The organism is uncultured Turicimonas sp., from assembly GCF_902477955.1.
GTDB lineage: Bacteria > Pseudomonadota > Gammaproteobacteria > Burkholderiales > Burkholderiaceae_F > Turicimonas.
Genome location: NZ_CABSJB010000035.1, coordinates 1 through 20,806 on the forward strand (window position 1 = coordinate 1; position 20,806 = coordinate 20,806).

General features: G+C 46.3%; 16 protein-coding genes and 1 CRISPR repeat array. Of the genes, 15 read left to right on the forward strand and 1 reads right to left on the reverse strand.

Going from position 1 to position 20,806, the window contains the following annotated elements:
- Positions 1–183 precede the first annotated feature (183 nt).
- The 14 genes from RDK53_RS09735 to RDK53_RS09800 are packed head-to-tail and all read left to right on the forward strand — an operon-like array spanning position 184 to position 17,285.
- Positions 184–852, forward strand: a complete 669-nt coding sequence (locus RDK53_RS09735; protein WP_308514392.1) for a TraB/VirB10 family protein — start codon at positions 184–186, stop codon at positions 850–852.
- A gap of 11 nt (positions 853–863) precedes the next feature.
- On the forward strand, positions 864–1,718 hold the full coding sequence (locus tag RDK53_RS09740) for a DsbC family protein (protein ID WP_308514394.1): 855 nt from the start codon (positions 864–866) through the stop codon (positions 1,716–1,718).
- Positions 1,715–2,356: a type IV conjugative transfer system lipoprotein TraV gene (traV, locus tag RDK53_RS09745; protein WP_308514396.1), complete on the forward strand. Its 642-nt coding sequence runs from the start codon at positions 1,715–1,717 to the stop codon at positions 2,354–2,356. Before RDK53_RS09740 ends, traV begins: the two co-directional genes overlap by 4 nt.
- Positions 2,353–5,073 carry a type IV secretion system protein TraC gene (gene traC / locus RDK53_RS09750; protein WP_308514398.1) on the forward strand — a complete coding sequence of 907 codons (2,721 nt, stop codon included), beginning with the start codon at positions 2,353–2,355 and terminating at the stop codon, positions 5,071–5,073. The genes traV and traC overlap by 4 nt, the downstream gene beginning before the upstream one ends.
- Positions 5,070–5,561, forward strand: coding sequence for a hypothetical protein (locus tag RDK53_RS09755; RefSeq protein WP_308514400.1), 492 nt, complete (start codon positions 5,070–5,072; stop codon positions 5,559–5,561). Before traC ends, RDK53_RS09755 begins: the two co-directional genes overlap by 4 nt.
- Positions 5,558–6,070: a S26 family signal peptidase gene (locus RDK53_RS09760; RefSeq protein ID WP_308514402.1), complete on the forward strand. Its 513-nt coding sequence runs from the start codon at positions 5,558–5,560 to the stop codon at positions 6,068–6,070. The genes RDK53_RS09755 and RDK53_RS09760 overlap by 4 nt, the downstream gene beginning before the upstream one ends.
- Positions 6,071–6,083: 13 nt before the next feature.
- Entirely contained in the window at positions 6,084–6,845 is a 762-nt protein-coding gene (locus tag RDK53_RS09765) for a conjugal transfer protein TraW (protein WP_308514404.1), read from the forward strand.
- 8 nt (positions 6,846–6,853) lie between these two features.
- Entirely contained in the window at positions 6,854–7,870 is a 1,017-nt protein-coding gene (locus RDK53_RS09770) for a TraU family protein (RefSeq protein WP_308514406.1), read from the forward strand.
- A 3-nt stretch (positions 7,871–7,873) separates the two neighbouring features.
- On the forward strand, positions 7,874–8,500 hold the full coding sequence (locus RDK53_RS09775) for a TrbC family F-type conjugative pilus assembly protein (RefSeq protein WP_308514408.1): 627 nt from the start codon (positions 7,874–7,876) through the stop codon (positions 8,498–8,500).
- Positions 8,501–8,502: 2 nt separating this feature from the next.
- Positions 8,503–9,783, forward strand: a complete 1,281-nt coding sequence (locus tag RDK53_RS09780) for a hypothetical protein (protein WP_308514410.1) — start codon at positions 8,503–8,505, stop codon at positions 9,781–9,783.
- Positions 9,780–12,095 (forward strand): conjugal transfer protein TraN, encoded by a 2,316-nt coding sequence (gene traN / locus RDK53_RS09785; protein WP_308514412.1) that lies wholly within the window; start codon positions 9,780–9,782, stop codon positions 12,093–12,095. The genes RDK53_RS09780 and traN overlap by 4 nt, the downstream gene beginning before the upstream one ends.
- Before the next feature lie 18 nt (positions 12,096–12,113).
- A complete protein-coding gene (locus RDK53_RS09790) occupies positions 12,114–12,956 on the forward strand; it encodes a conjugal transfer protein TraF (RefSeq protein WP_308514414.1) in 843 nt (280 codons plus the stop codon).
- A gap of 4 nt (positions 12,957–12,960) precedes the next feature.
- On the forward strand, positions 12,961–14,394 hold the full coding sequence (locus tag RDK53_RS09795) for a conjugal transfer protein TraH (protein ID WP_308514416.1): 1,434 nt from the start codon (positions 12,961–12,963) through the stop codon (positions 14,392–14,394).
- Positions 14,394–17,285 carry a conjugal transfer protein TraG N-terminal domain-containing protein gene (locus RDK53_RS09800; protein WP_308514418.1) on the forward strand — a complete coding sequence of 964 codons (2,892 nt, stop codon included), beginning with the start codon at positions 14,394–14,396 and terminating at the stop codon, positions 17,283–17,285. Before RDK53_RS09795 ends, RDK53_RS09800 begins: the two co-directional genes overlap by 1 nt.
- A 34-nt stretch (positions 17,286–17,319) precedes the next feature.
- A CRISPR array of direct repeats spans positions 17,320–17,570; the repeat unit is 37 nt; unit sequence GTTTCAGTTGAAGGATGTAAGTTTGTGCAATTGAAAC.
- A gap of 354 nt (positions 17,571–17,924) precedes the next feature.
- Here the strand turns inward: RDK53_RS09800 and RDK53_RS09805 are convergent.
- Positions 17,925–19,517 (reverse strand): AAA family ATPase, encoded by a 1,593-nt coding sequence (locus tag RDK53_RS09805; protein WP_308514420.1) that lies wholly within the window; start codon positions 19,515–19,517, stop codon positions 17,925–17,927.
- A gap of 456 nt (positions 19,518–19,973) precedes the next feature.
- Here RDK53_RS09805 and RDK53_RS09810 point away from each other — a divergent pair, with 456 nt between their 5' ends.
- Entirely contained in the window at positions 19,974–20,642 is a 669-nt protein-coding gene (locus RDK53_RS09810) for a Fic family protein (RefSeq protein WP_308514422.1), read from the forward strand.
- The last annotated feature ends 164 nt before the right edge of the window (positions 20,643–20,806 follow it).

Genomic DNA, 20,806 nt, shown 5'->3' on the forward strand with positions numbered 1-20,806 from the left:
GCTTAAGCGAACACCGGATGACAAGCCGGTCAAATCATCGGCAAAAATGCCCCACACTCTACCAGGCAGGGATTTTCTTCCGGGCAAACCTCCCGCCAAAGACAAGCGGCTGAGCAGCAGCCTTCTCAGCGTTTGCCTCGCTTAGTCATTACTGATCTTTCGCAAAAGAAAGAACCTTCTTCCGTGCTTGGTAAACTGCCGCAGCAACAGCAAAGCAAACCTTCTGCCTTGACCTACCTTCCGAGCGGAACCTTTGCTAAAGCAAGGCTGCTTAACGGCGCAATTGCTCCTACCCGCGGTCAGGGAAGCGGAAACCCTGTTCCAATCTTAATGGAACTGACTGACGCCGCCGTTATGCCTAACCTTTATCGCTCCGGTATTAAAAGATGTTTTGTGACCGCTAACGCCACCGGTGAACTTGCCAGCGAACGTGTTCTTGTCCGCTTAGATCGTCTTTCTTGTATTGACGAAAACGGCGGAGCCGTTGACACCAAACTCCAAGGATACGTTTCCGGCGAAGACGGCAAAACCGGTCTTCGGGCTCGATTGGTAACTAAATCCGGACAGGCAATCGCCAATGCTCTCTTTACCGGAACCTTATCGGGCCTTGGCAAAGCCGTCTCTTTAGCTGCCGAAGATTCCACGACCTCCATTACCGGAACGGTTTCAAAAAGCGTTAAAAATCCATGGCGAGCTGGTCTTGGCGAAGGAACTTCCCATGCCATGGACCGCATTACCGATTACTACTTAAAACTTGCCAGCGATATGTTCCCGGTCCTTGAAGTCGATTCCGGCCGTGACGTAGAAATCGTGATTTCTCAAGGCTTGTCTATTGAACGTTTAAATAAATAAGAAATACTCCTATGCAAAAATCTCTTCTCTTTTTATTCATTGCTTCCGCCTTTGCGGCTTCCTCAGTTCATGCCTCCGGAGCTTGCACTAATCCTTCTCCGGGCACCGTTAAGACCGCAGCTGTCGTCAAAGCCTCTTCCGTTAAGTCTGTAAACGCCTCGAATAAAACAGCACCGGTCATTGTGGATCCGTCCGCAGACTTAAAAGAAGCTTCTGAAAGATTTGCCGAGCGTTACCCAAAAACGAGAGTAAATGAATTTTCTTTGACTCCGGTTCCCGGAATCTTTGAAGCCGCCGTCGGCAAAGAAGTCATTTACTTTGACAAGACAGCGAGATTCCTGTTTTCCGGCCGCCTCTTGGATATGGAAAAAGGTCAGGACTTAACCGACCAAAGACTTAAAGATATTCGCCGCATTGATATTAAAAAGCTTCCTTTAGATAAAGCCGTTAAAGAAGTTAAAGGAAACGGCTCCAGAACCTTGATTGTCTTTACCGACGTTGATTGTCCTTACTCCAGAAAGCTCGCTAAAACCCTAGAGCAAGTTACCGATGTAACCGTCTATACGTTTCTTTTTCCTTTAGTTTCTATTCATCCGGAAGCCAAAGCTAAAAGCGATGCCGTCTGGTGTGCAGCCGACAGTGTTAAAGAGCTGGCTAAAGCTTTAAGAGGAGAGCCGATTAAGTCGGTAGTTAACAATCCGATTTGTACTTCTCCGGTCGAATCTACTCTAAAACTTGCTGCAGAACTTGGCATCGGTGGCACTCCGACTCTGATTAATGGAGCCGGAGACAGAACGGCCGGAGCCCTTCCGCTTGAGAAACTCGAAGAATTCATCAACCAAGGCAATAAAAAGACAAAATCATGAGAACCATTGCACTTTTAACTTGTCTTCTTCCGGCAATCCTCCTAACAGGCTGCGGCTCCTTGACCGGCTTCTCCAATGCACAGACGGACTTTTCCTGCGGTGATTTAACCGGCAAGCCGTCTTGCAGAAATATTTCGGATGTCTATGCTCAAACACAAAAAGAAGCTGAAGATGCTCAGAACCTTCAGGCGCCGGCAACTTTAGTAGCCCAAGAATCGGAGCCGGAGTTTGTCCAACCGTATTTTGAACCGAACCGAGAGGCAGCTGCTCAGAGCTCAGCTTCCGTCCTTTCTCCGGAGGAAGCTCTGCTCAAGGCCGAACGCCAAGCAGCTTCGGCGGTCAGCTCTGTCGGCAGCCCGAACTTTGCCGTAATTTCTCCGGCCTCTCCTTGGAGAAGCCCCGAAACCATTTTTAGAGTTTGGATGGCGCCTTTTACCGACACTGAAGGAGACCTTCATGACCAACGTTATATGTACGTCAAAGTACTGAACGCCGGCTGGTCAGTTCCGACAATTGATGAAATGGCTAAACCAAGAAGTCCTTATCGACCCGTCTACCCGCTTTCTCAAGATAAAACACCGGAACCTTCGGCTAAGAAACCTAACCCTCTCGACGTCCTTAAAGGAAGAACTTCATGACCAAGCAATTAAAAGCTTCTCTTTTGAAGAATCTCAAAACAAAACTTTCTTCCAAGTTCGGAATGTCTTTTGTCTCCAATTTATCCATGAAAGATTCAGAAATGGAGCCAAGAACCGGCTCTCCTATGCTTATCGACAGATTCTCTAACCTTCTTCCTTACGCTCATTTCAGCGAAGAAGATAACCTATGCGCTATTGCCGCTCCTAACTTCAATTCTTTTGAAGGCTTGGGCTACGTCATTGAAATCATTCCGCAAACCGGATGTACCCCTGTCATGGCTAAAAGCCTCAAGCACCTCTTCGGCCAAGGCATTCCGGAAGGAACCGGCATTCAGTTCTGCTTGTTTGCTTCTCCTTACGTTAAGCCTTTGACGGATTTAATTCTTTCTTCAGCCGTCGAACCCTCATCGAAAGATGATCCTTTACGCATTGAGCAGCTTGAGCTCATGAAAGGTCTCTCTAAGGCCCGTGCTGACTTCTTATTAAAAGGCTCTTATCAAGATCCCAAACCCGGAATAACCGGAAGACTCTGCAATTTCCGCTCATGGATGAGTGTAGTTATCCCGACCCCCGATCCTTTTAATCCTGCCGTTCGCGATAAAGTTAAAAAGATTCGGGAAGGACACATGGCTCTTCTTCGCCAATGGCATTTAAGCCCTTGGTCTTGGAACGAGTCCGTCCTCATCAATACGCTTTCTCAACTGTTAAATCCTCATTTGTTTTTAGAGAACGATTGGAATCCTTCCGTTCACGATCCCGATCGTGAACCGAGAACCCAGTGCGTCCGCGCCGATACCAGAATCAATATCGAACCGAACTTCATTGATTTCCATTCTTTATATCGACAAAAACGAGTCGCTGCGGTTTCCATGAGCGTACGTAATTATCCGGAAGCCTTTTCTTTGGATAACGTAAATAAACTGACAGGTTCTCCTCAAGGCGATAAAGCTCCTTATCCTTGTCCGTATCTCATTACAACCTGTCTTTCAACCAAGAGCTACGAATCGGCCAAGGCACAGACGCAGCTTAAAAGCGCACGAGCCGAGCAAATCGCTTCCACGGAAATCGTCAAGTTCATGCCGGTTATGCGTAAAGAAGCCGAAGACTGGCGCTTAGCCGTGGAAGCTTTTGAAAACGGCGAAGGACTCCTTCATATGTCTAATCAAATCCTGCTGTTTCCGGAAAGCGGTAATCAGCACAGTGCCGTAGAAACCGCACGCTCGATTTACCAAACCGCCGGCTTAGATCTCGTTGTAGATGACTTTATGCAGCTTCAAGGCTTGTTGGCCTCTTTGCCGATGACCGGAGGACCGCTTTTAGCAGCTGATATTAAAGCAGCTCAGCGTTCAACCACTAAAACCACGGGCAACGCCGCTAATATGCTGCCGCTGATTGCCGATTGGAAAGGTTCTCCTCCCTTAGCAGGAAAGCAGCTGCCGACACCGGTCATCAATCTTGTCAGTAGAAGAGGCCAAATTCTTTCCGTTAATCCTTTTGCTAATCCGAATGGAAACTACAACGGTGCGGTTATCGGTGCTTCCGGCTCCGGCAAGAGCGTACTCTTAAATGAAATTGCAACCGGCGTCTTAAGAACCGGCGGAAGAGTTTGGATTATTGACCACGGACGCAGCTTCCAGAAGCTTTGTTCCGTTCTGCAGGGCCAATACATTGAATTCTCAGATCTTCCCCGCGCTGACGGCAGCTTTGACTGTCTTAATCCCTTCTCCTTGATTGAAGATATCGACAAAGATTTAAGTTTCTTTTTGCCGGTCATCGCACAGATGGTTTCTCCTTCTATGCCTTTGGATGACCTGCGACTTTCTCACTTGGCCGTCCACTTTAAGAGTACTTGGGTTAAAGCCGTCAAAGAAGGAAGAATTCCGACGGTCACTGACCTAGCGGAGTCTTTGATTCATAACGGAAGAATCGGAGGTACTAAACCTCAAATCGATGATGAACATTGGACAGCACATTACCAATCTCTTACCCGAGCAGAGCAGGAACATTTAAACGACCCGAGAATTTCCGACCTCGGTATTCAGTTAAGTCCTTTCTGCAAAGGAGGCGCTTACGAAACCTTCTTTAACGGCCAAGCCAATATCCGTTTTGACAACAAGTTTGTTGTCTTAGAGCTGGAACAGCTCAAAAACAAGAAGTCCCTTCAGTCTGTCATCCTCATGCTGCTGATGTGCCTTATTGACCAAGAAATGAAACAGGGCTCCCGTAAAGAAGCCAAGCTCGTCATTATTGATGAGGCGTGGGACTTAATGGGCGAAGGACACTCCGGCAAGTTTATTGAGGAAGGCTACCGCCGTGCCAGAAAATACAATGGCTCTTTCTTTACTGCTACACAGTCTCCCTCTGACTATTGGAAAAGCGAAACTGCCCGTTCGGCTTTAGAAAACTCTGACTGTTTGTTCATCCTTCGACAAAAACAGGAAGCCTTAGAGCAGCTTAAGCGTAAAGGTCATATTGCGATGGATGACCATCAGATTCAAATGCTCGAGTCTTTAACGACTGTTGCGGGTGCTTACTCGGAAGTTTTTATCAGAATCGGAGATCAGCCGCCTTCCGTAAACCGCTTGCTTTTGGATCCTTACTCTCAGCTCATGACCAGTACCCATCCGAACGATATCGAAGCGGTTAATCATTACCTTCAGCAGGGCTTGTCCATGCATCAGGCAATTGAAGTTGTCCTTAAGGATCGAAACAAATGACAAATCCTTCCTCAAGCAACATGAAGACAGAAAGCACTCAGCATCAGCCTGCCGTACAGACACCTTCTCTGCTTCCTAAAATCTTAGCTGTCGCAGTCCTGGTTCTCGCCGCTCTTGCAGCCGCTGCCTTCTTCATGCTGTACAAGCAAACTCTAGAGACTCCTGCCTTTGCGGTCCTGAACCTCAACAAGGTAGTGCAAGTCAACGAAACCATTCTGGCTTCTAAAGGATTAAAACCTGAAGAGTTAGCCGTTGAAGCCAAAATCTTTGCACGGCGCATGAAAGCCGAAATAGAAAACCTTCAAAAAGAATGCAATTGCACTTTATTGGTTTCTTCTGCGGTGATCTCACCGACAAAACTGCCGGACTACACCGATCCCTTGCTGCAAAAGCTCGGTTTTACACCGGACAAAATCGCTAAAGCGGAAATCTTAGTCGCCGAACGCATGAAAGCCCTTCAATCTGATTTTTCTAAGGCGTTCAAATGAATTTAGCTCATAACGCCGTGAAATTCTTTTTAGGCATTTCACGCCATTACTCTCGCTACGGCTGGATTTGGATGCTCGCATTATTGATTGTGGTCGTTCTCACGCATCACTGGAAATTGGCTTACAACTACACCAACTCTTTGCCCCAAACGTTGTTTGCGATTCAGCTGGGACAAAAGGATGTTGAGCGAGGCGACTATGTAGCTTTCTATCCTCCTAAAAGCGCAACCGCCGGCAATGAGATGCCGTTTGTTAAGAAAGTAGTTTGTTTGCCCGGAGAAAGAATTCGCACCTATGGTCAGCAAATCTTTTGTGAAGACAAGCCGGTTGCGGTAGCAAAAAAAGTCTCGCTCAAAGGAGAGCCTTTGCAGAAGATTCAAGACCAAGTCCTCGGCGAAGAGGATTACTTTCTCTTGGGAACCCATCCCGACTCATTTGATTCTCGATATTCAAACTTCGGACCGATTAACCGCTGCCGTTTTATCGGCAAAGCCTACCCTATTTTTTAATTTTCGCCCTTCCATGAAAACCTCTCATCTGCTTTTAGCTTGCTGTCTTTTGGCTTCAGTAGGAGCCTTGGCGGGCTTTACCCACGCCGGACTAGAAATCCGCGACCTCGGCATTTCTGCTGCTCCTGCTGAATCCGCAAAAGGTATAGCCGGTTCTTCGATGCTTAAAAACCATAAGGCAGCAGCCGTAAAAGAAAATCCTGCCGTAAAAGAAAAGCCTAAGGCCCTCGGCCCGACTTATCCGATTGCTGAGCCTGATTTGTTGGAGCTTTTTATGGAAAGAATCAACCAACTTAAATCTTCAGGTCAGTACCAAAAACGTTTTGACCAAGAAAAACAAAAAATCGCTGAACTCATGCGTAATCCTCCGGCCGTTGTTGGTCTTGCCAAGGCACAAGAAATCAGAATTTGGCCTTTGGAAGCTTCTATACCTGAAACCTTACCCGAAAGCCTTCTTCGTCAGGCTGCCTCCGTTGAGTTGCCGAGGATTTCTCGAGAGTTGATTTTTATTGACGGAACCGACAAAGAAGAATTAGATGCAGCCAAAGCCATCGCAGCACAAAGGCCTGATTCTCGAGTCGTTCTTGTCAACGGCAACATCAGTGAAGCAAGCCGTACCCTTAATAGAAGAATATTTTTTGACCAAGGGGGCTCTTTAACTCGTCTTTTCGGCATCCATGCGACGCCGGCCATGCTCTTTAACGGCACTGACGGCCCGAGCGGAATGGAGTTTCCGCCCCAAGAAGTTCAATCCGTCCTATCTAACCTCCTCTAAGCCTGCTTATGAAAACTTTCCTCTTCATCTTTACGCTTTTTTGCGGCCTGCTGAGCACCTCTGCTGAAGCCGCTTGCCGAGGCAAAATCATTAATCCGGTGACCGATGTCTGCTGGAGCTGTATTTTTCCGATTAAGTTAGGCGGCATTACGCTGGCTTCCGGCAAAAATCCGGATCCGGATACCGGCGCAAACACCTTTTGTGCCTGCACTTCCGGTGCCAATATCAAAGTCGGCATGAATATGTCCTTCTGGGAGCCGTTAAGAACGGCAGAAATCGTCCGTCAGCCTTACTGCTTCCCCTCGCTCGGCGGATTGGATTTAGATGTCGGCATTCGTGCGCCGGCCCACGGTAGAACTCCTTCTAAAACTGCTGCTTCCGGGCGAACTTCCTTTTATCAAGTGCATTGGTATTTCACGCCTTGGCTCTTTGTTCTGGAAGTCTTGCTCGATACCGATTGTTTAGAACAGTCTGCGTGGGATTTAGCTTACATGACCGAACTCGATCCTCTTTGGGATGACTCGGTGACCACCTTTTTCTTAAACCCGGACGTCAGTTTATTTGCAAACCTTCCGGCTCAAGCCGCTTGTGCGGCCGACTGCGTGGCCAGCACCACGAGCTTACCGGTCTCTGAGCTTTACTGGTGCGGGGGTTGCAGCGGAAATATTTTCCCTCTCACCGGATGGGTTGCTTCTCATGTTCATTTACCGCAGGCCTCTTCTCTATTAGTTTCTCGTTTTCTGATGAAGCTTCACCGTCAAGGTCTTCAATGGGCTGCTTACGGCAAGAAAGGACAATGCGGACCTTATCTCGAACCCATCATGGATAAATCCGTCTATCGCACCCAAATGGTGTATCCGGCTCGTACAACCGACAAAGTTGACGGCCGCTGCTGTTATCCGATTGGAGCTTCAACAGCTCTTTGGTCTTCCGGTAAAACTTGGGCCTCCGGGGGCGAAGATGCTGCCTATCTTGTTTACCGTAAACGCGACTGCTGCCAGGGATCCGGCATTACCGGAATTTAAATCATGTTCAAACGTTCTCTCCTAATAGTGGCTATTGCGTTGTCCTTTAGCCTTTCTCATGCTGCCTCTGTAAGTGTCTCGGCCGGTGACTCAGCCTCCGAGCAGTCGTTGCCGTTAACCATTGACGATATCCTTAGCAATGCTCAGGCCATCCAAACTGAAATGCTCAATCAAAACCGCATGGAAGCCCTGCTTTTGGTCTCTCTTTCCATGCCTGAAGCTTCTCTTAAAAGATTAGCCGTTGACGCAAAAGATGCCGACGTTCCTTTGGTTTTCAGAGGTGTTCCCGTTGACCAGAAAGCCGCTGCAAATAAGCCTCTTTTAAATCCGCAAAGTCTCCAAGCTTTTAACTTCTTAGTGGAGTTAGGAGCTTCCGTGGAACTCAATCCGGAAATCTTTAAAGAATTCGGAGTCACCGAAGTGCCCATGCTGATAATTCGTCAGCATCAACAAAAGTCTCCCGAATCCTCAGGCTCTTGCGGAAATCAAAATCCGGACGCAGCACAAAACGCGGCTCTGGTCTTAGGAGATGTGACTTTAGGCTACATGCTCGATACGCTCACGGACAGACAAGATGAAATCGGCAAAGAAGCTCAACGTCTTCGCCAAAAACTCGGAGAGCGTCCCTAATCATGAGAACTTTCTCCTTTGCCCTTTCCGCCGTGTTCCTAACCGCATTGGCCCTGACCTTCCAGGGAGCCGGATGTTCATCAGCCGCAGAAACACCGGTTAACTCCTCTCGTGCCCGCTCTGCTTCTATGTCAGCTAACAGCAAAATGAACAAGGAGGATGCAATGAATGCAGCCAAGGATGCAGCTGCAGGCGTCTCCATCAAAAACATCCTGGCCTCCGGCTCTTCCACCCAAACCGTTCCCGGTTACGGTTCAGACGTCTCGGAACTTAAAAACTTGTTTAATAAAGGACAGGGAGATTTGCTCGGCCCGGGTCAAATCAAAGCTGACGGCTGTCTTGATAAATCTTCTATGGATTGCCGTGCCGTCCAAGTGATCTATGACACCAACTCTCGTCCTTCCTGGCCGGAATCTGACTTTGATCAAATCTTAGGAGACCGCGACCACGTTGTTGCAGGAGCGCAAAAGCCTCATCCGGACGTCAGCGACTCAAATGAAATAACTTGCGAGACCATCACCACAACCACACCTCCCCAATACGAATACACCGCTTGCGAAGAAACAACCGGAGCAACCACCGAACAATGCTTCTCCGGTTGGGCGGAGCAACTGGAAATCACGTCTTTATTCAAGTGTATTAATCGAACCGGAAACGTAAAAAACATTACCTGTACCAACCCCTACGTTTCTTCCGTCCAAAACTACACCTGCTTGGAAGCTCCGAGACAGTCTTGTCAGGTCGGCATCAATGTCGATGTTGAGTCTGAATACGTATATCAATGCTCTAAGCAGCTCGTCCAAGCAAAAACTTATCGCTGCAATAAAGTCCTTTCCGTTGTGGCTACCCCGGGCTGTGAAATCGGCAAAATGCAGCAGGCCCAAGCCGAAGACCATTTAGGCTTAGGCACCGACGAGTGCAACGGCGGCGATATCGTTAGTCTTAAATACGCTTGCTCTAAAGACGAAATCCCGACCATTCGAATAGAGACTAATGTTAAGAACTCAGCCAACTTCGGCTTTGAGGTTAAAGCGTTGGACTTTGATGAAGAAAGAGAATTCTCTAACTGCAAAGGCCGTTGGACCGGTAAAACCCGCTGTGTTGGCAGCTCCTGCACCACCGAAGTCAAAATGGATGTCTACTATAAAAAGAAAAATCAGTTCGTCCGCTCCGGCAGTCTCTCTAAAGTTTTCGGTTATCAGACTTATTCTCATGGAGCCGAAATCGATCAATGGACCATGTCCTGCGTCCTGGAAGACGGCTCAACTGTGGAGTACCAATGATAAGAATCTTCCTCGGCCTGCTCCTTTCCTCTTTGGTTCTTGTTGACGTTCATGCGGCATGCACGGACGGAGAATACGTCTGCGTTGACGGTCCCGGTTCCAAATATGTGGACGGTGTTGAAGTCTACAGAGAATGTTGGAATTATCAGTTCAGACGTTCTTGTAATGAAGCCGCTGAAGTCAACTATTGCGCTGCCTTAGAACAAACGCCTGCCTGTAATCTTGTTAATAAAGTCTGCGTCTCCGCAGATCTTTCAGGAACTTGTCTTAGATGGGAACAAAAATTTTCCTGCTCGGAAGAAATGCCTCCGGAAGAAAATGTGAAACTCTTGGACTACAGCCATACCGTTTCCTCCTCCCAGCAGAACAATCAATGTCAATCCTTCATCGACAACAAAGAATGTTATGTCGCGGCCCAGCGATGCGTAGAGCCGGGAGAGACTCGCGTCATTAACGGGGTTGCCGTCTACAAAGAGTGTTGGCGCTACGAAAGAGATTACGCTTGCGCCTCTTCCGGCGTTTCTAATTCGTGCCTGACTTTGGAAGCAGCCTCAGGCTGCACGGCAGTCGGAGAACCGGTTTGTGTCAAAGAGGATGAGACGGGATGCGCGCAATGGCAGAAAACTTACCGTTGCGTCAACACCGGCCTTATCGAAGGGCCTGATATCACGCCGGAGGGCACCCCCGCTCTGCCGGGCTTTGATACCTTAAACTGCCAAAACGCCACTGCCGGCATGAGCTGTACTCTTCAGAGTTCTTCTTGCACGGAAGCCGGAGGCGTCAAAATCATCGACGGCGTGGAAATTGAGGCCGACTGCTGGGAGCAAACCCAGGAGTACCGCTGCATAGAAACCGTCAATGAAAACTCTTGCGAAGCCTTAGAAAAAATTGCAGCCTGTAAAGAACAGTCCTCCAAATGCATCGATAAAGTCGGTCTGCGCTGTTATGCAACGGAAAAAGAAATCCTCTGCCAAACCAATGAAGCTATTGACCCGGGTCCGGCGCAAGAAATCACATCAGACATCGTGATTTCGGGATTAACTTGGTCCGAGACTTGTCAGCCTTTAGAGAACAATCCCGACTGCAGCGTTTTAAATACCGTCTGTACGGAACCCGGAGGAACAAAAGAAATCAACGGAGAATTAATCACCAAGGACTGCTGGAAATACGAAACCACTTACGTCTGCGGTGCCGCAAACGGCCCGTCTTCCAACTGCACTTCCTTGGAACAAAATAAGAAATGCGTCAAAGTAGATTCCGTCTGTCTTTTCGAGGATGATGCCGGCAAGTGTTTGACTTATTCTCATATCTACAAGTGTGAAGAAAAAGAATCTTCTACCGTCACTGAAGTCATTTGCCGGCCGGCAGAATGTCTCGACGGCCTTTGCGGAGAGCCTGTACCTGCCGATAAAGATTTTGCTTGGGTGTTAAGCATTCTGGAAGTTGCCCGCGAAGGCGCCGTTTACGGCGACTTCGACGGCAATCAATTCTTTAAAGGCGAAAGCGATAAATGCTCTAAGAAGGTTCTTGGATTTTTCTGCTGCGACACTAAAGTTAAATCCGGCTCCGCTAATTCGGATGCTTTCGGTAAAGCTTTGACATTTGCCGGAGACGCCACCGTCGAAGCCATTAAATATGTCGGCAGTCCTTATGTTTACGACGTTCTCTCGGCATCCGATTCTACTTCCGGCTTGCTGACGGCTTTGTACGGCAATGCTTCATCAGGAGTCTACAACCCGTCGTTGTCTTTCTATGGATTCGGGATGACGCTGCAGGGAGGCACCATGTACTTCACGTTTGACCCGACTTCCTTTGCCGTCACCGTAGCTTTCCAGATTGCTATGGACTTTCTGCAATGTGAACCTTCCGAACAGGCTTTGATGCTGAAAAAAGGCCAAAACCTTTGTCATTATGTCGGCACTTACTGCTCCAAAGGAGAAAAGTTCGGCTGCATCGAACGTTCGGAATCTTATTGCTGTTTCAATTCTCGTCTTGCCAGAATCATTCAGGAAGAAGGCCGTAAGCAAACCGGAAAATCCTGGGGTTCTGCTAAAAATCCGGATTGTTCCGGCTTTACTTTAGAAGAGCTCGAAGCATTGGATTTTGAAGCCATGGATTTATCTGAGTTTGAAGCAGAAATCAAAGCCAAGGCCGAACTCAATAAAGAAGCCGCTGCGGACCGCGGTCAAGCTCACTTCAACCGCCTGGTTAACGAAAACCTCGGCGGATACGTTGCCCCTAATCAAGGAACCTCCGGTGTAGTCAATCCCGACTTTACCGGCACGCCTTCTTCGCCACCTAAGAAAAAATAATCACTGAATTTCTGAAATATGTCTCTTAAACTAATACTCACCGTCCTCTTGGGCTTTATGGCTTCGTTGTCCGCAGCCCAAGAAAACAACTTCTGGACTGAAGATGTCTGGAAATCCGACGAACGCGGATTTCTTTACTATCCCTCGCCTAAACCTAAAGAAGTAAAACCGGCTCCCTTAGACCTTAAAAGCATTCCGACAATTGAAGGCTTAAGAGAAGAAAGAGAAAGGCGCCTCAATACCGCCGTCATGAATCCAACCGAAGAAAACATGAAACTCTATTTAGAGGCCAATCACTTCGTTCAAGAAAAATCTGCCCTCTTCGCCGACCAATGGAGAAGAGTTACTTGGCAGAACCCGGAATACGATTTCTCCGCCAGAAATCCTGCCGCTAACTTTGCCCAAGTAGACTTAAAAAATGAACGCAACAAACAAAAGGCTCTGGATCTCGGATCTCTTTCAAAAGAATGGGGTCTGGTCTATTTCTTCAAAGACAATTGTCGGTTCTGTCACCTTCAAAGTCCGTTGATTAAAAAGCTTTCCACGGACTACGGTTTTGAAGTGATTGCCGTCTCATTGGACGGCTCGGTTAATGAGCATTTCCCGGAATCTTTGCCCGATAACGGCATCGGTGCTTTGTTGACTAAAGGACAAGGCATCCAACAAGTTCCCGCGCTCTTTATGGTCAACCGTGAACAGACCAAAAGCTTTCTTGTCTCGTCCGGTGTAGTAGCACTCGAAGACATTCTCTCCCGCATTGCATTGCTCGGAACGAAAGAGCCGGGAGCTTCTTTATTCGGCGGCGAGTCTCTCAAAGACACAGCCTATCCATCCGCCTCTAACCCGTTAAATCAAGAATAACAAGATGAAATTTACAAAAACTCTAACTTCTTTAGCCCTGTGCACCTGTCTTGCTTTACCGGCCCAAGCCGGCTTTATGAAAGACTTCTACGCCTCGGCCGGTTCTTATCAAGGCAACATTACATCGGCCGGCATCTATCAGTCCAACTCAATGAATACCATCACCGGAGGCGGCTTTGTCTACAGAGCTCCCAGAAAGGATTTCAATGCTTTTTATTTCACTCCTCCTTCTTTGTCTGCCGGATGCGGAGGCATCGATATTTTCTTAGGAGCCTTCGGCATCCCGAGCCGTGAAGAATTCGTGGCTTTCTTAAGAAACATCGGCACCGCCCTTCCCGGCCTGGCATTCCAATTAGCTCTTCAGTCCTTAGCGCCTGATTTAAATGAACAAGTCACCAGTTTCCGAGACTTGATTCGCCAGTACACCAATATGTTTTCTGACTCCTGCACCGCAAGCCAAAACCTTCTCAAAATGACAGGGGCTCAGCAGTTTCTAGAAAAATCAGCCTTCGAAGCCAGAAGCTATCTCCGTTCTACAGGTATCGTCTCCGATGAGTCCGAAGCTAACGCTAAAACCAGAACCGACGGCTCCGCAGTTGTCAGCAACGCCCCGGCACAAAAGGATTCCGGCGGTTCCGTCATTGATGCTCCTGAACTGAACCTCACTTGGGCTTTACTCTCAGGCGGCTCATTTTCTACAAAATACAACCAAGAACTTAGAGAGCTGATGATGACCTTAGTAGGCACCGTCATCTACATTAATGAAGGAACCGGCGAGAATACGGTCACTCGGGCTATTCCGATTGCGGGACAAGACCTGGTCGGCTTTATGTTCGGCAGAACCGATGCGCCGAGCTTAGAGACCGAAGCTTTTCGTCTACGTTGCCAGAAAGGAGACGAAGAACTTTGCCTTACCGTCACTAAAACTGCTTTAGAAGATATCAACCTTCCCTTTATGTTTATGCAGGCCGCTTCCAACTACCGTCTCTCCATCCTCGAAAGAAATCCTGACTTGGTCTCGGAAGATGACCTGATGTTATTGGCCACTTCCACCACCATCCCGCTGATTCGATTGATCAACACCACGGCATCAAAGCGTTTTCTTGGGTTTTCTCAAGATTTGCTTGCCGTCTATGTGGAAGCGGCGGCTTATGAAGCAATTATTCGAGCCATGGATGCTTTGGCCTTAGATATTAAAGCGGCGGCCGCTTCCTCTTCAGCCTCACAAACCGGCCGAATCGCCGAAGAGCACCTCAAACAAATTGAAGTCCGTATTTCTGAGGTCCGCGCAGATCTTTCCCGAAGAAGCGATGCCGTTTTTCAGCAGATGAGCCGGGCCCACAGCTTCGTGACGCAAATCGAACATTTGGAAAAGAGCGTCAAAGGAGCATTGGCTGCTGATTTAGCTGCGAATTTATCCTTCGGAGATAAGAACTGATGGTTTTAGACTACTTTGCCTATTGGAACGGCGCTCAATTAAGAGATCTTTTCGAAGCTGTTGTTGCAATTACTTCCGGCCCTTCTTATCAAGGCCTAATTAAAAGTGCGGTTCTTGCCGGCTTTCTCGTGACGCTCACTACAGCACTTTTTAGATGGCAAGGAATGGCTGCAAAAACTTTCTTATTTGCGGTCGTCCTCTTTTATTCTCTCTTATTAATCCCAAAAACTGACCTTTCCATTCACGATGAAAGAGCCGGGACGGTACATGTCGTCCAAAATGTGCCTTTCGGCATCGGCTTTTTTGCGTCTGTCACTTCAAGAATCGGGCATTTTCTAACCACAGGCTTTGAAAGTGCTTTTGCTCTTCCTGATGCAGAAAAGTTTTCTAAATTCGGCATGGTCTATCCTCAAAGAGCAGTTTCTGTTTTGCAAGGAATCGGTACGGTGACTCCTCTTGGACGACGTAAAGTCAACCGCTTTGTGGCCGACTGTTTAACCCCTGAACTCACCGATAATCCTGAAAAAGTTAACGAGCTCGCTCAAAGCTCGGATCTTTGGGCAACCGTCACGGCTAACGGTTGGCTAAATCCGGCCAGAAGCACTCTAAACGAAAACGGGGAAGTAAAACGCTGTGATGAAGCAGCTGTTGAGCTGGAGACCTTTTTAAACGGCTCCGAACTAGACGAAATCAAGAAAAAACTAGGAGCACTTTTAACTCCGGACAGAGCCGATCCGGCTCAAGCCATTATGACAAGTCTGCCTCATGCAGAAAGTCTTTTGCTCGGCCTCTCCCGTTCTCTCGATTCATCTCTGAAGCATTCCATTATGCTTCAGGCTATTCCGGAAGGTGTTTCTTCCATTGCTCAACTTTCAGGTTCTCCTTTGAGTCTGGCAGTAAATCTTGCGAAAGCTCAAGGTAATTTAGCAAGCGAAATCAGTTATCGCACCATGAGCGAAATCGCGAAGGTCTCTTTGCCTAAAATCAGAAACTGCATTGAATTTGTCATCATTGCTGCCTTTCCATTGGTTTTTATTCTCATCATTGCCGCCGGAAGTAATGCGGGCCTCATCTTTCGTTCCTTTTTTGTGCTGTTGATTTGGGTTCAGCTTTGGGCACCGTTTTATGCCGTTGCTAACTATCTTCTTATCTCGGTTGATTCGAATCCGATGAACAGAATTATTGCCGAGTATGGCGGAAATTCTTTAATGGCGGTTGATTTAATCCGGCAGACGGGAGCAAGCTCGCAGGCAATGGCTGGATATTTAATGCTTGCTATTCCTATGTTGGCTCTTGCTATTGCTAAGGGAAGCGACTATGCCGCCGCTGCTTTGGTAGGAGGTTTAATGGGACCGGCTCAATCAGCCTCTCAAGGTCTTTCAGGGCAGCTCTCTTCCGGAAACTTTTCCTCCGGAAACTTGTCAACAGGAAATGTTTCTTCAAACTCCGTTAACGCCAATAAAAACGATACTTCTTCATCATTTGCAGACCCTTATACGAGCAAAATTTCGACAGCGTACGGTACGGTAACGCGAGACGGTGACAATCACGTCACTGGGATGGTGCGTTCCGGAATTGATCTTGGAATTTCTTCTTCCTCTACAATTCAGCAGTCAAGGTCAGTTACGGCATCTTCAATGTCTTCAACTTCGTTGACGACTTCGGATATGACAAACTTATCTCTGTCCAAATCAGCTACTTCCTCGGATTCCGGCTCTGTTAGTTTTGCGAAAGCTCTTTCTCATCAGCTGGATCAGTCCCACTCGAGTTCCCAGAACCTGTCAGACCAAAGCTCTTATAACAGCTCTAATTCCTACACTCGGTCTTCTACAGCTTCTTCCGGCCTGGCAACAAATCAAAATCTCAGCTTTAGCACGGGAGCCGGAGTTAAAGTCGGTGCTGCCTCCGGAGAAGCGGAGGCGTCTGCAAATAATCCGGGTGGACAACAATTGCCCTTGAATCCAAACGCATCACTTCTAAATGCGGCTGCCAGCGGCCCCTCTGCTGCAAGGCAAAACTCCATATTGAACACAATCCAGTCCGCAGGTTCTGCTGTAGGCGAAATAGCGGGACTAGAAGCCGGGCTGAAAACTACTACGGCTCAAAATATTATTGATACAGCCACCGGGGCTAAATCTAGCGCAACAGCTGAACAAAGAAATCAGGCATATTCTCAGGTCAGATCTGCTGCCCAACAAATCGTTGCTTCTACTTCTGATTCGCACATTAAGAACGCTGCTGAGAACTTCCTAGCCTCTTTAAATAAAGCTCATCACGCGGCTCTTCAAAGAAGCAAACAATTCAATACTGCGGAAGGAACATCGGAAGCAAGAGCTTCAGCTGAAACGGGTTCTGATTCAACTTCAGTCAATAATGATGTCTTAGTGATGAACCGGCTTCTACACAACGGCAGAAGCGCAGAGTCTTCTTTAGAAGAGATCTTTCACCGAACAGAAGTCCGAGAACAAGTTGGTTTTGATCGTGCGGCCCAAGCCAAAATAGCTGCAACGGGCAAAGAAACCTTTGGCGCTGGTCAGATTGACGCACCGCGGAAGCTTAATAAAGCCATCGGAAAGGCAATGATCGAACAAAACTTCCAAAAAAACGAACAAGAAGTCCTAAAGCAAAATCACCAATTCAGAAATCAAATTCATGAAGAAAGTCGAAAACAAAATACCGAACCTGAGCGCAATAAAGCTTTTGTTGATTCCGTTAGAAATCAGGCGCAAACCATCGACAACACTAAAACTAACTTAGAAGATAATGCGAAAGAACAAGAGCAAGGAGTGATCAACGCAGTTGAAAGGTACCATCTAGACCAGAAAGGATTAAGCACAGTCCTAGCAGTGAGCTTAGCTGGTGGTCTTGGCTATAAAAGTCCGATGAACTAAGCCTCAAAAGACTTTTTAACCTCATTGGCGACTTGTTTCAATTGAAGGGTGTAAGTTTGTACAATTGAAACTGAAATGGCCAGTGTAGCAGCCACTTACATTTCGTTTCAGTTGAAGGATGTAAGTTTGTGCAATTGAAACGAAGTTAAACAAGAGTATTTACAAGAGGCCTTAAAAGTTTCAGTTGAAGGATGTAAGTTTGTGCAATTGAAACTTGAATTGTCTAATGCTTCGACTACTTATACCCAGTTTCAGTTGAAGGATGTAAGTTTGTGCAATTGAAACCCCTCAGCTAACCCCATGAAATTTTTAAATTTTATTTGTAGTTAGCTGAGGAATTCTTCGAAACAGATCAAACTGCATGAAAAGCACCGAAATTTTCGAAAAAATATCTCCTTGACTCAATAACACTGAGCTCTTCATAATTTAAATCAGAATCGTAATGATTAATCTGAGCTCCCAAAAAAGATTTTTCCTTTAGCATCGCACTTCTTAGGAATCAAAAGCAAACCTAGCTACAAAAATGCGGGACGATGGTCTTGTTTTCCTTTGTCGGCCTCTCCGAGCTCAATGAGGATGGGAACCTCCTCCGGCAGAACCAAGATATGATTATCCACTTCTTCGTATCATTGTTCTAACTTAACAGCAGCCCCACTTTATGAAAGCCCTCTCTTTTAACCCGAATACAAGAGCCATCCGGTAAAGAACTTTACTCGCACTGTCAGCCCCATACCTCCTTGCCTGTATTTGAGTTAACGCTTCTTGCAGTTTAGATTCCGCGCTTTCACCTTCTCTTGAAACTTTAAATTCGAATATCCAAGTCCTCTCTCCAATTTCGACTTCAAGATCCGCACGACCATGCGCATTGTGATGCTCAACACGTGAATTCAGACCGGCTCCAGAGAAGTAGACCTGAACAAATGCTCTCAGCGAAGACTCATCTCTGACGGGATAACGGGCATAATCAATGGCTGCAAACAATCGATTCAATATATGAAATACCGCCTCCGGCTTGTCTTTGGATAAAACTTTCACAATCGGACCCGCTCCGACCTGGCCCGGAACTCTTCCATTTAAAAGTTGCTCCAAATATAGCTGGGCTATGGCTCTTTTAACTTCTTTATTGGGATATCCTAGAAATACAGTGTCGCCATACTCTACAGATTTAATCGTCAGATAACCTGCTTGTGTCAACAATCCGACATCTGACAAATTTTCAACATCGGATGAACTGCTAAGGACATTTAACGGCAAACTTTGTTCCTTATCGTATTCTTCCGGATTTTTTAATGAATGAGACTGAAGATACTGGATTAATACGCTCGGTTTTCCGCCGCTTTCAAACCAATAATCCTTCAAGCCTCTTTCAGGTGATGAGAAAAAACGCAACAAAGACCAAGGAGCAAATACCTTTTGTTTTGCTGTCTCTTCAAAACAAAAACCGTCATAGTGTTCCGTCAGTTCTAGCAAAAGTTCTTCCTTTGTAGTGTCTAGTGTTTCCGAAGCAGAAATCAAGTACTCAGAAAAGTACTCCTGCACCTCAGTATGTGTGTATCCTAAAAGCGAGCCATATTCTGCCGACAGTGAAATATCCGATAAATTATTTAATTCCGAAAAAATACTGGTCTTATTAAATTTTGTTATTCCGGTGATGAACAAAAAACGTAAGGCAGCATCGTTTGATTTTAAAGTTGCATAAAAACGAGAAAGTTCTGTTCGAACATCTTCAAAAAGATCTTTTCTATCTAAGCATGAGGTAAGCGGCGCATTATACTCATCTATCAACAACACTACAGAACTCAAAGCTTGCTTCTTAAACCAAGTAGACAATTGACTTATGAGCGAGGTACCGTGAAGTTCAAAACGAAATCCGTAAGGCGCAAAAGCTTCAACAATTAAATCGTGAAATTGGAGTTCAAACTCTTTCAAATTACGGAAACTTTTTGCTTCAGAGAAATCTAGTCTTATCACTAGGAGTTTTTCTTCTTCTTTCCAAAGTTTTTCAATCTTGAGACCATGAAAGTCTCTCATTCCATATTTGAATAAAGATTCAAACGTGGAAATTAACAACGATTTCCCAAATCTTCTCGGACGAGCTAAAAAATACTTCCCATTCTGACAGGCCAGGGTGTAGACCTTATCTGTCTTGTCAACATATATTTGGCCAAGTTGTCTTAACTTCTGGAATGATGATGTACCCAAGGGCAACTGTCGCAATAGTTCCGTATTCATAGAGTCCTTCCTTTTCTCATCATTATAAAGTGTCGGCTTTTCTCAAGCCTTCCCTCTTCATGGAGTAACTCAAAAAATTGAACAAATCCGCCTTACAATCACGCCGGCTCGGGTTATATCTTGATTCAGAGGAGTTCAAAGCACGCTCAGTTAACCTACTCAACTCAACTACTACTTCTTTGGATAAATCCAGTTCTGCCTAAGATCCATATTCTCTCTTTCGGGACATAAGTATGAGCTGAAAAAATCAAGAAATATCTGAAATGGGTCTCTCACCGGTTCCTTTTCTTTTGAAGCATGAACCAAGTAATTCTTCTAAAAAATCTCGATTCCTTCTTTTCTACAAATTCCAAGATATGATTTCTTTCTAGACCAACTCAACACTTAGATGCTTCACAAATCTCATCGATGAAAGAACATTTAAACGGTATTTTTTGGAATACAGGAGCTTTCGAAATGAACCTCCTATGTTCCGCAAAAACGAATGAAATCTGCAACTCTTTCCGGGCAAATCTGAATCATCTAACCTGGAATTGGCTGAGTCTGCTCGAAAACAATCCTGCTTCGCTTAGTCAAGCAACTACTGTTTTGGAAGGGAGGGCCAGCGATGACTTAAATCCTTTTGATGCCATGCAGGTTAAGAATTTTGCATACGGCGCTGAGTTCTTATTGAACCTTGTAAAAGAACAAAAATTTGACCTTTCTGTGCCTATTGCTTGTAATCTTCATAGCAAAGTCGGCAACCACGAAGCTCTTGAATGGGGACGCCTCAGAAACGCTCCCGTCACTCTCAGAAATATCAAATTTTGTCCCCCCACTGCTAATCTCCTTCAGATCATCAACAATGGTTTCCGCTACTTGGAAGAGTGCATTTCCAATCCGGCAGAAAAAGCAATTGCAACTTTTCTGTTTGTGGCTAGAAATCAGCCGTTCTACGATGCAAACAAACGAGCCGCATCTTTACTGATGAATGGCTTATTGATGAAAAGCGGATTCTTTCCAATTTCAATACATCCGCGCAATACTCGGATTTTTCATGCAGCTCTGGGAAGGTTCTACGAGACTGGCGATGCCAACCCAATGTTTGATTTGTTCCTCCGGCTCTCCCACCCTTGCAAACTTTAGAGCTTAAAAACCCTTTGGAAAGTTAACGGCTTAAGTGTTTACGTCAAAACCGCAACATCAAAAGAGGGCCTTCCTCTAAACTCATTCAATCCTAATAAAAATCATCACTTTTGAAACCAACTTTTGAGTGAGTAAAGAATAAGATATTGATGCCCATTTTCAAA

Coding starts and splice junctions, on each gene's coding strand:
- RDK53_RS09790 (WP_308514414.1), top strand. CDS start 12,114: ATGTCTCTTAAACTAATACTCACCGTCCTCTTGGGCTTTATGGCTTCG.
- RDK53_RS09770 (WP_308514406.1), top strand. CDS start 6,854: ATGAAAACTTTCCTCTTCATCTTTACGCTTTTTTGCGGCCTGCTGAGC.
- RDK53_RS09760 (WP_308514402.1), top strand. CDS start 5,558: ATGAATTTAGCTCATAACGCCGTGAAATTCTTTTTAGGCATTTCACGC.
- RDK53_RS09765 (WP_308514404.1), top strand. CDS start 6,084: ATGAAAACCTCTCATCTGCTTTTAGCTTGCTGTCTTTTGGCTTCAGTA.
- RDK53_RS09800 (WP_308514418.1), top strand. CDS start 14,394: ATGGTTTTAGACTACTTTGCCTATTGGAACGGCGCTCAATTAAGAGAT.
- RDK53_RS09755 (WP_308514400.1), top strand. CDS start 5,070: ATGACAAATCCTTCCTCAAGCAACATGAAGACAGAAAGCACTCAGCAT.
- traC (WP_308514398.1), top strand. CDS start 2,353: ATGACCAAGCAATTAAAAGCTTCTCTTTTGAAGAATCTCAAAACAAAA.
- RDK53_RS09805 (WP_308514420.1), bottom strand. CDS start 19,517: ATGAATACGGAACTATTGCGACAGTTGCCCTTGGGTACATCATCATTC.
- RDK53_RS09740 (WP_308514394.1), top strand. CDS start 864: ATGCAAAAATCTCTTCTCTTTTTATTCATTGCTTCCGCCTTTGCGGCT.
- RDK53_RS09780 (WP_308514410.1), top strand. CDS start 8,503: ATGAGAACTTTCTCCTTTGCCCTTTCCGCCGTGTTCCTAACCGCATTG.
- traV (WP_308514396.1), top strand. CDS start 1,715: ATGAGAACCATTGCACTTTTAACTTGTCTTCTTCCGGCAATCCTCCTA.
- RDK53_RS09810 (WP_308514422.1), top strand. CDS start 19,974: ATGAACCTCCTATGTTCCGCAAAAACGAATGAAATCTGCAACTCTTTC.
- traN (WP_308514412.1), top strand. CDS start 9,780: ATGATAAGAATCTTCCTCGGCCTGCTCCTTTCCTCTTTGGTTCTTGTT.
- RDK53_RS09775 (WP_308514408.1), top strand. CDS start 7,874: ATGTTCAAACGTTCTCTCCTAATAGTGGCTATTGCGTTGTCCTTTAGC.
- RDK53_RS09795 (WP_308514416.1), top strand. CDS start 12,961: ATGAAATTTACAAAAACTCTAACTTCTTTAGCCCTGTGCACCTGTCTT.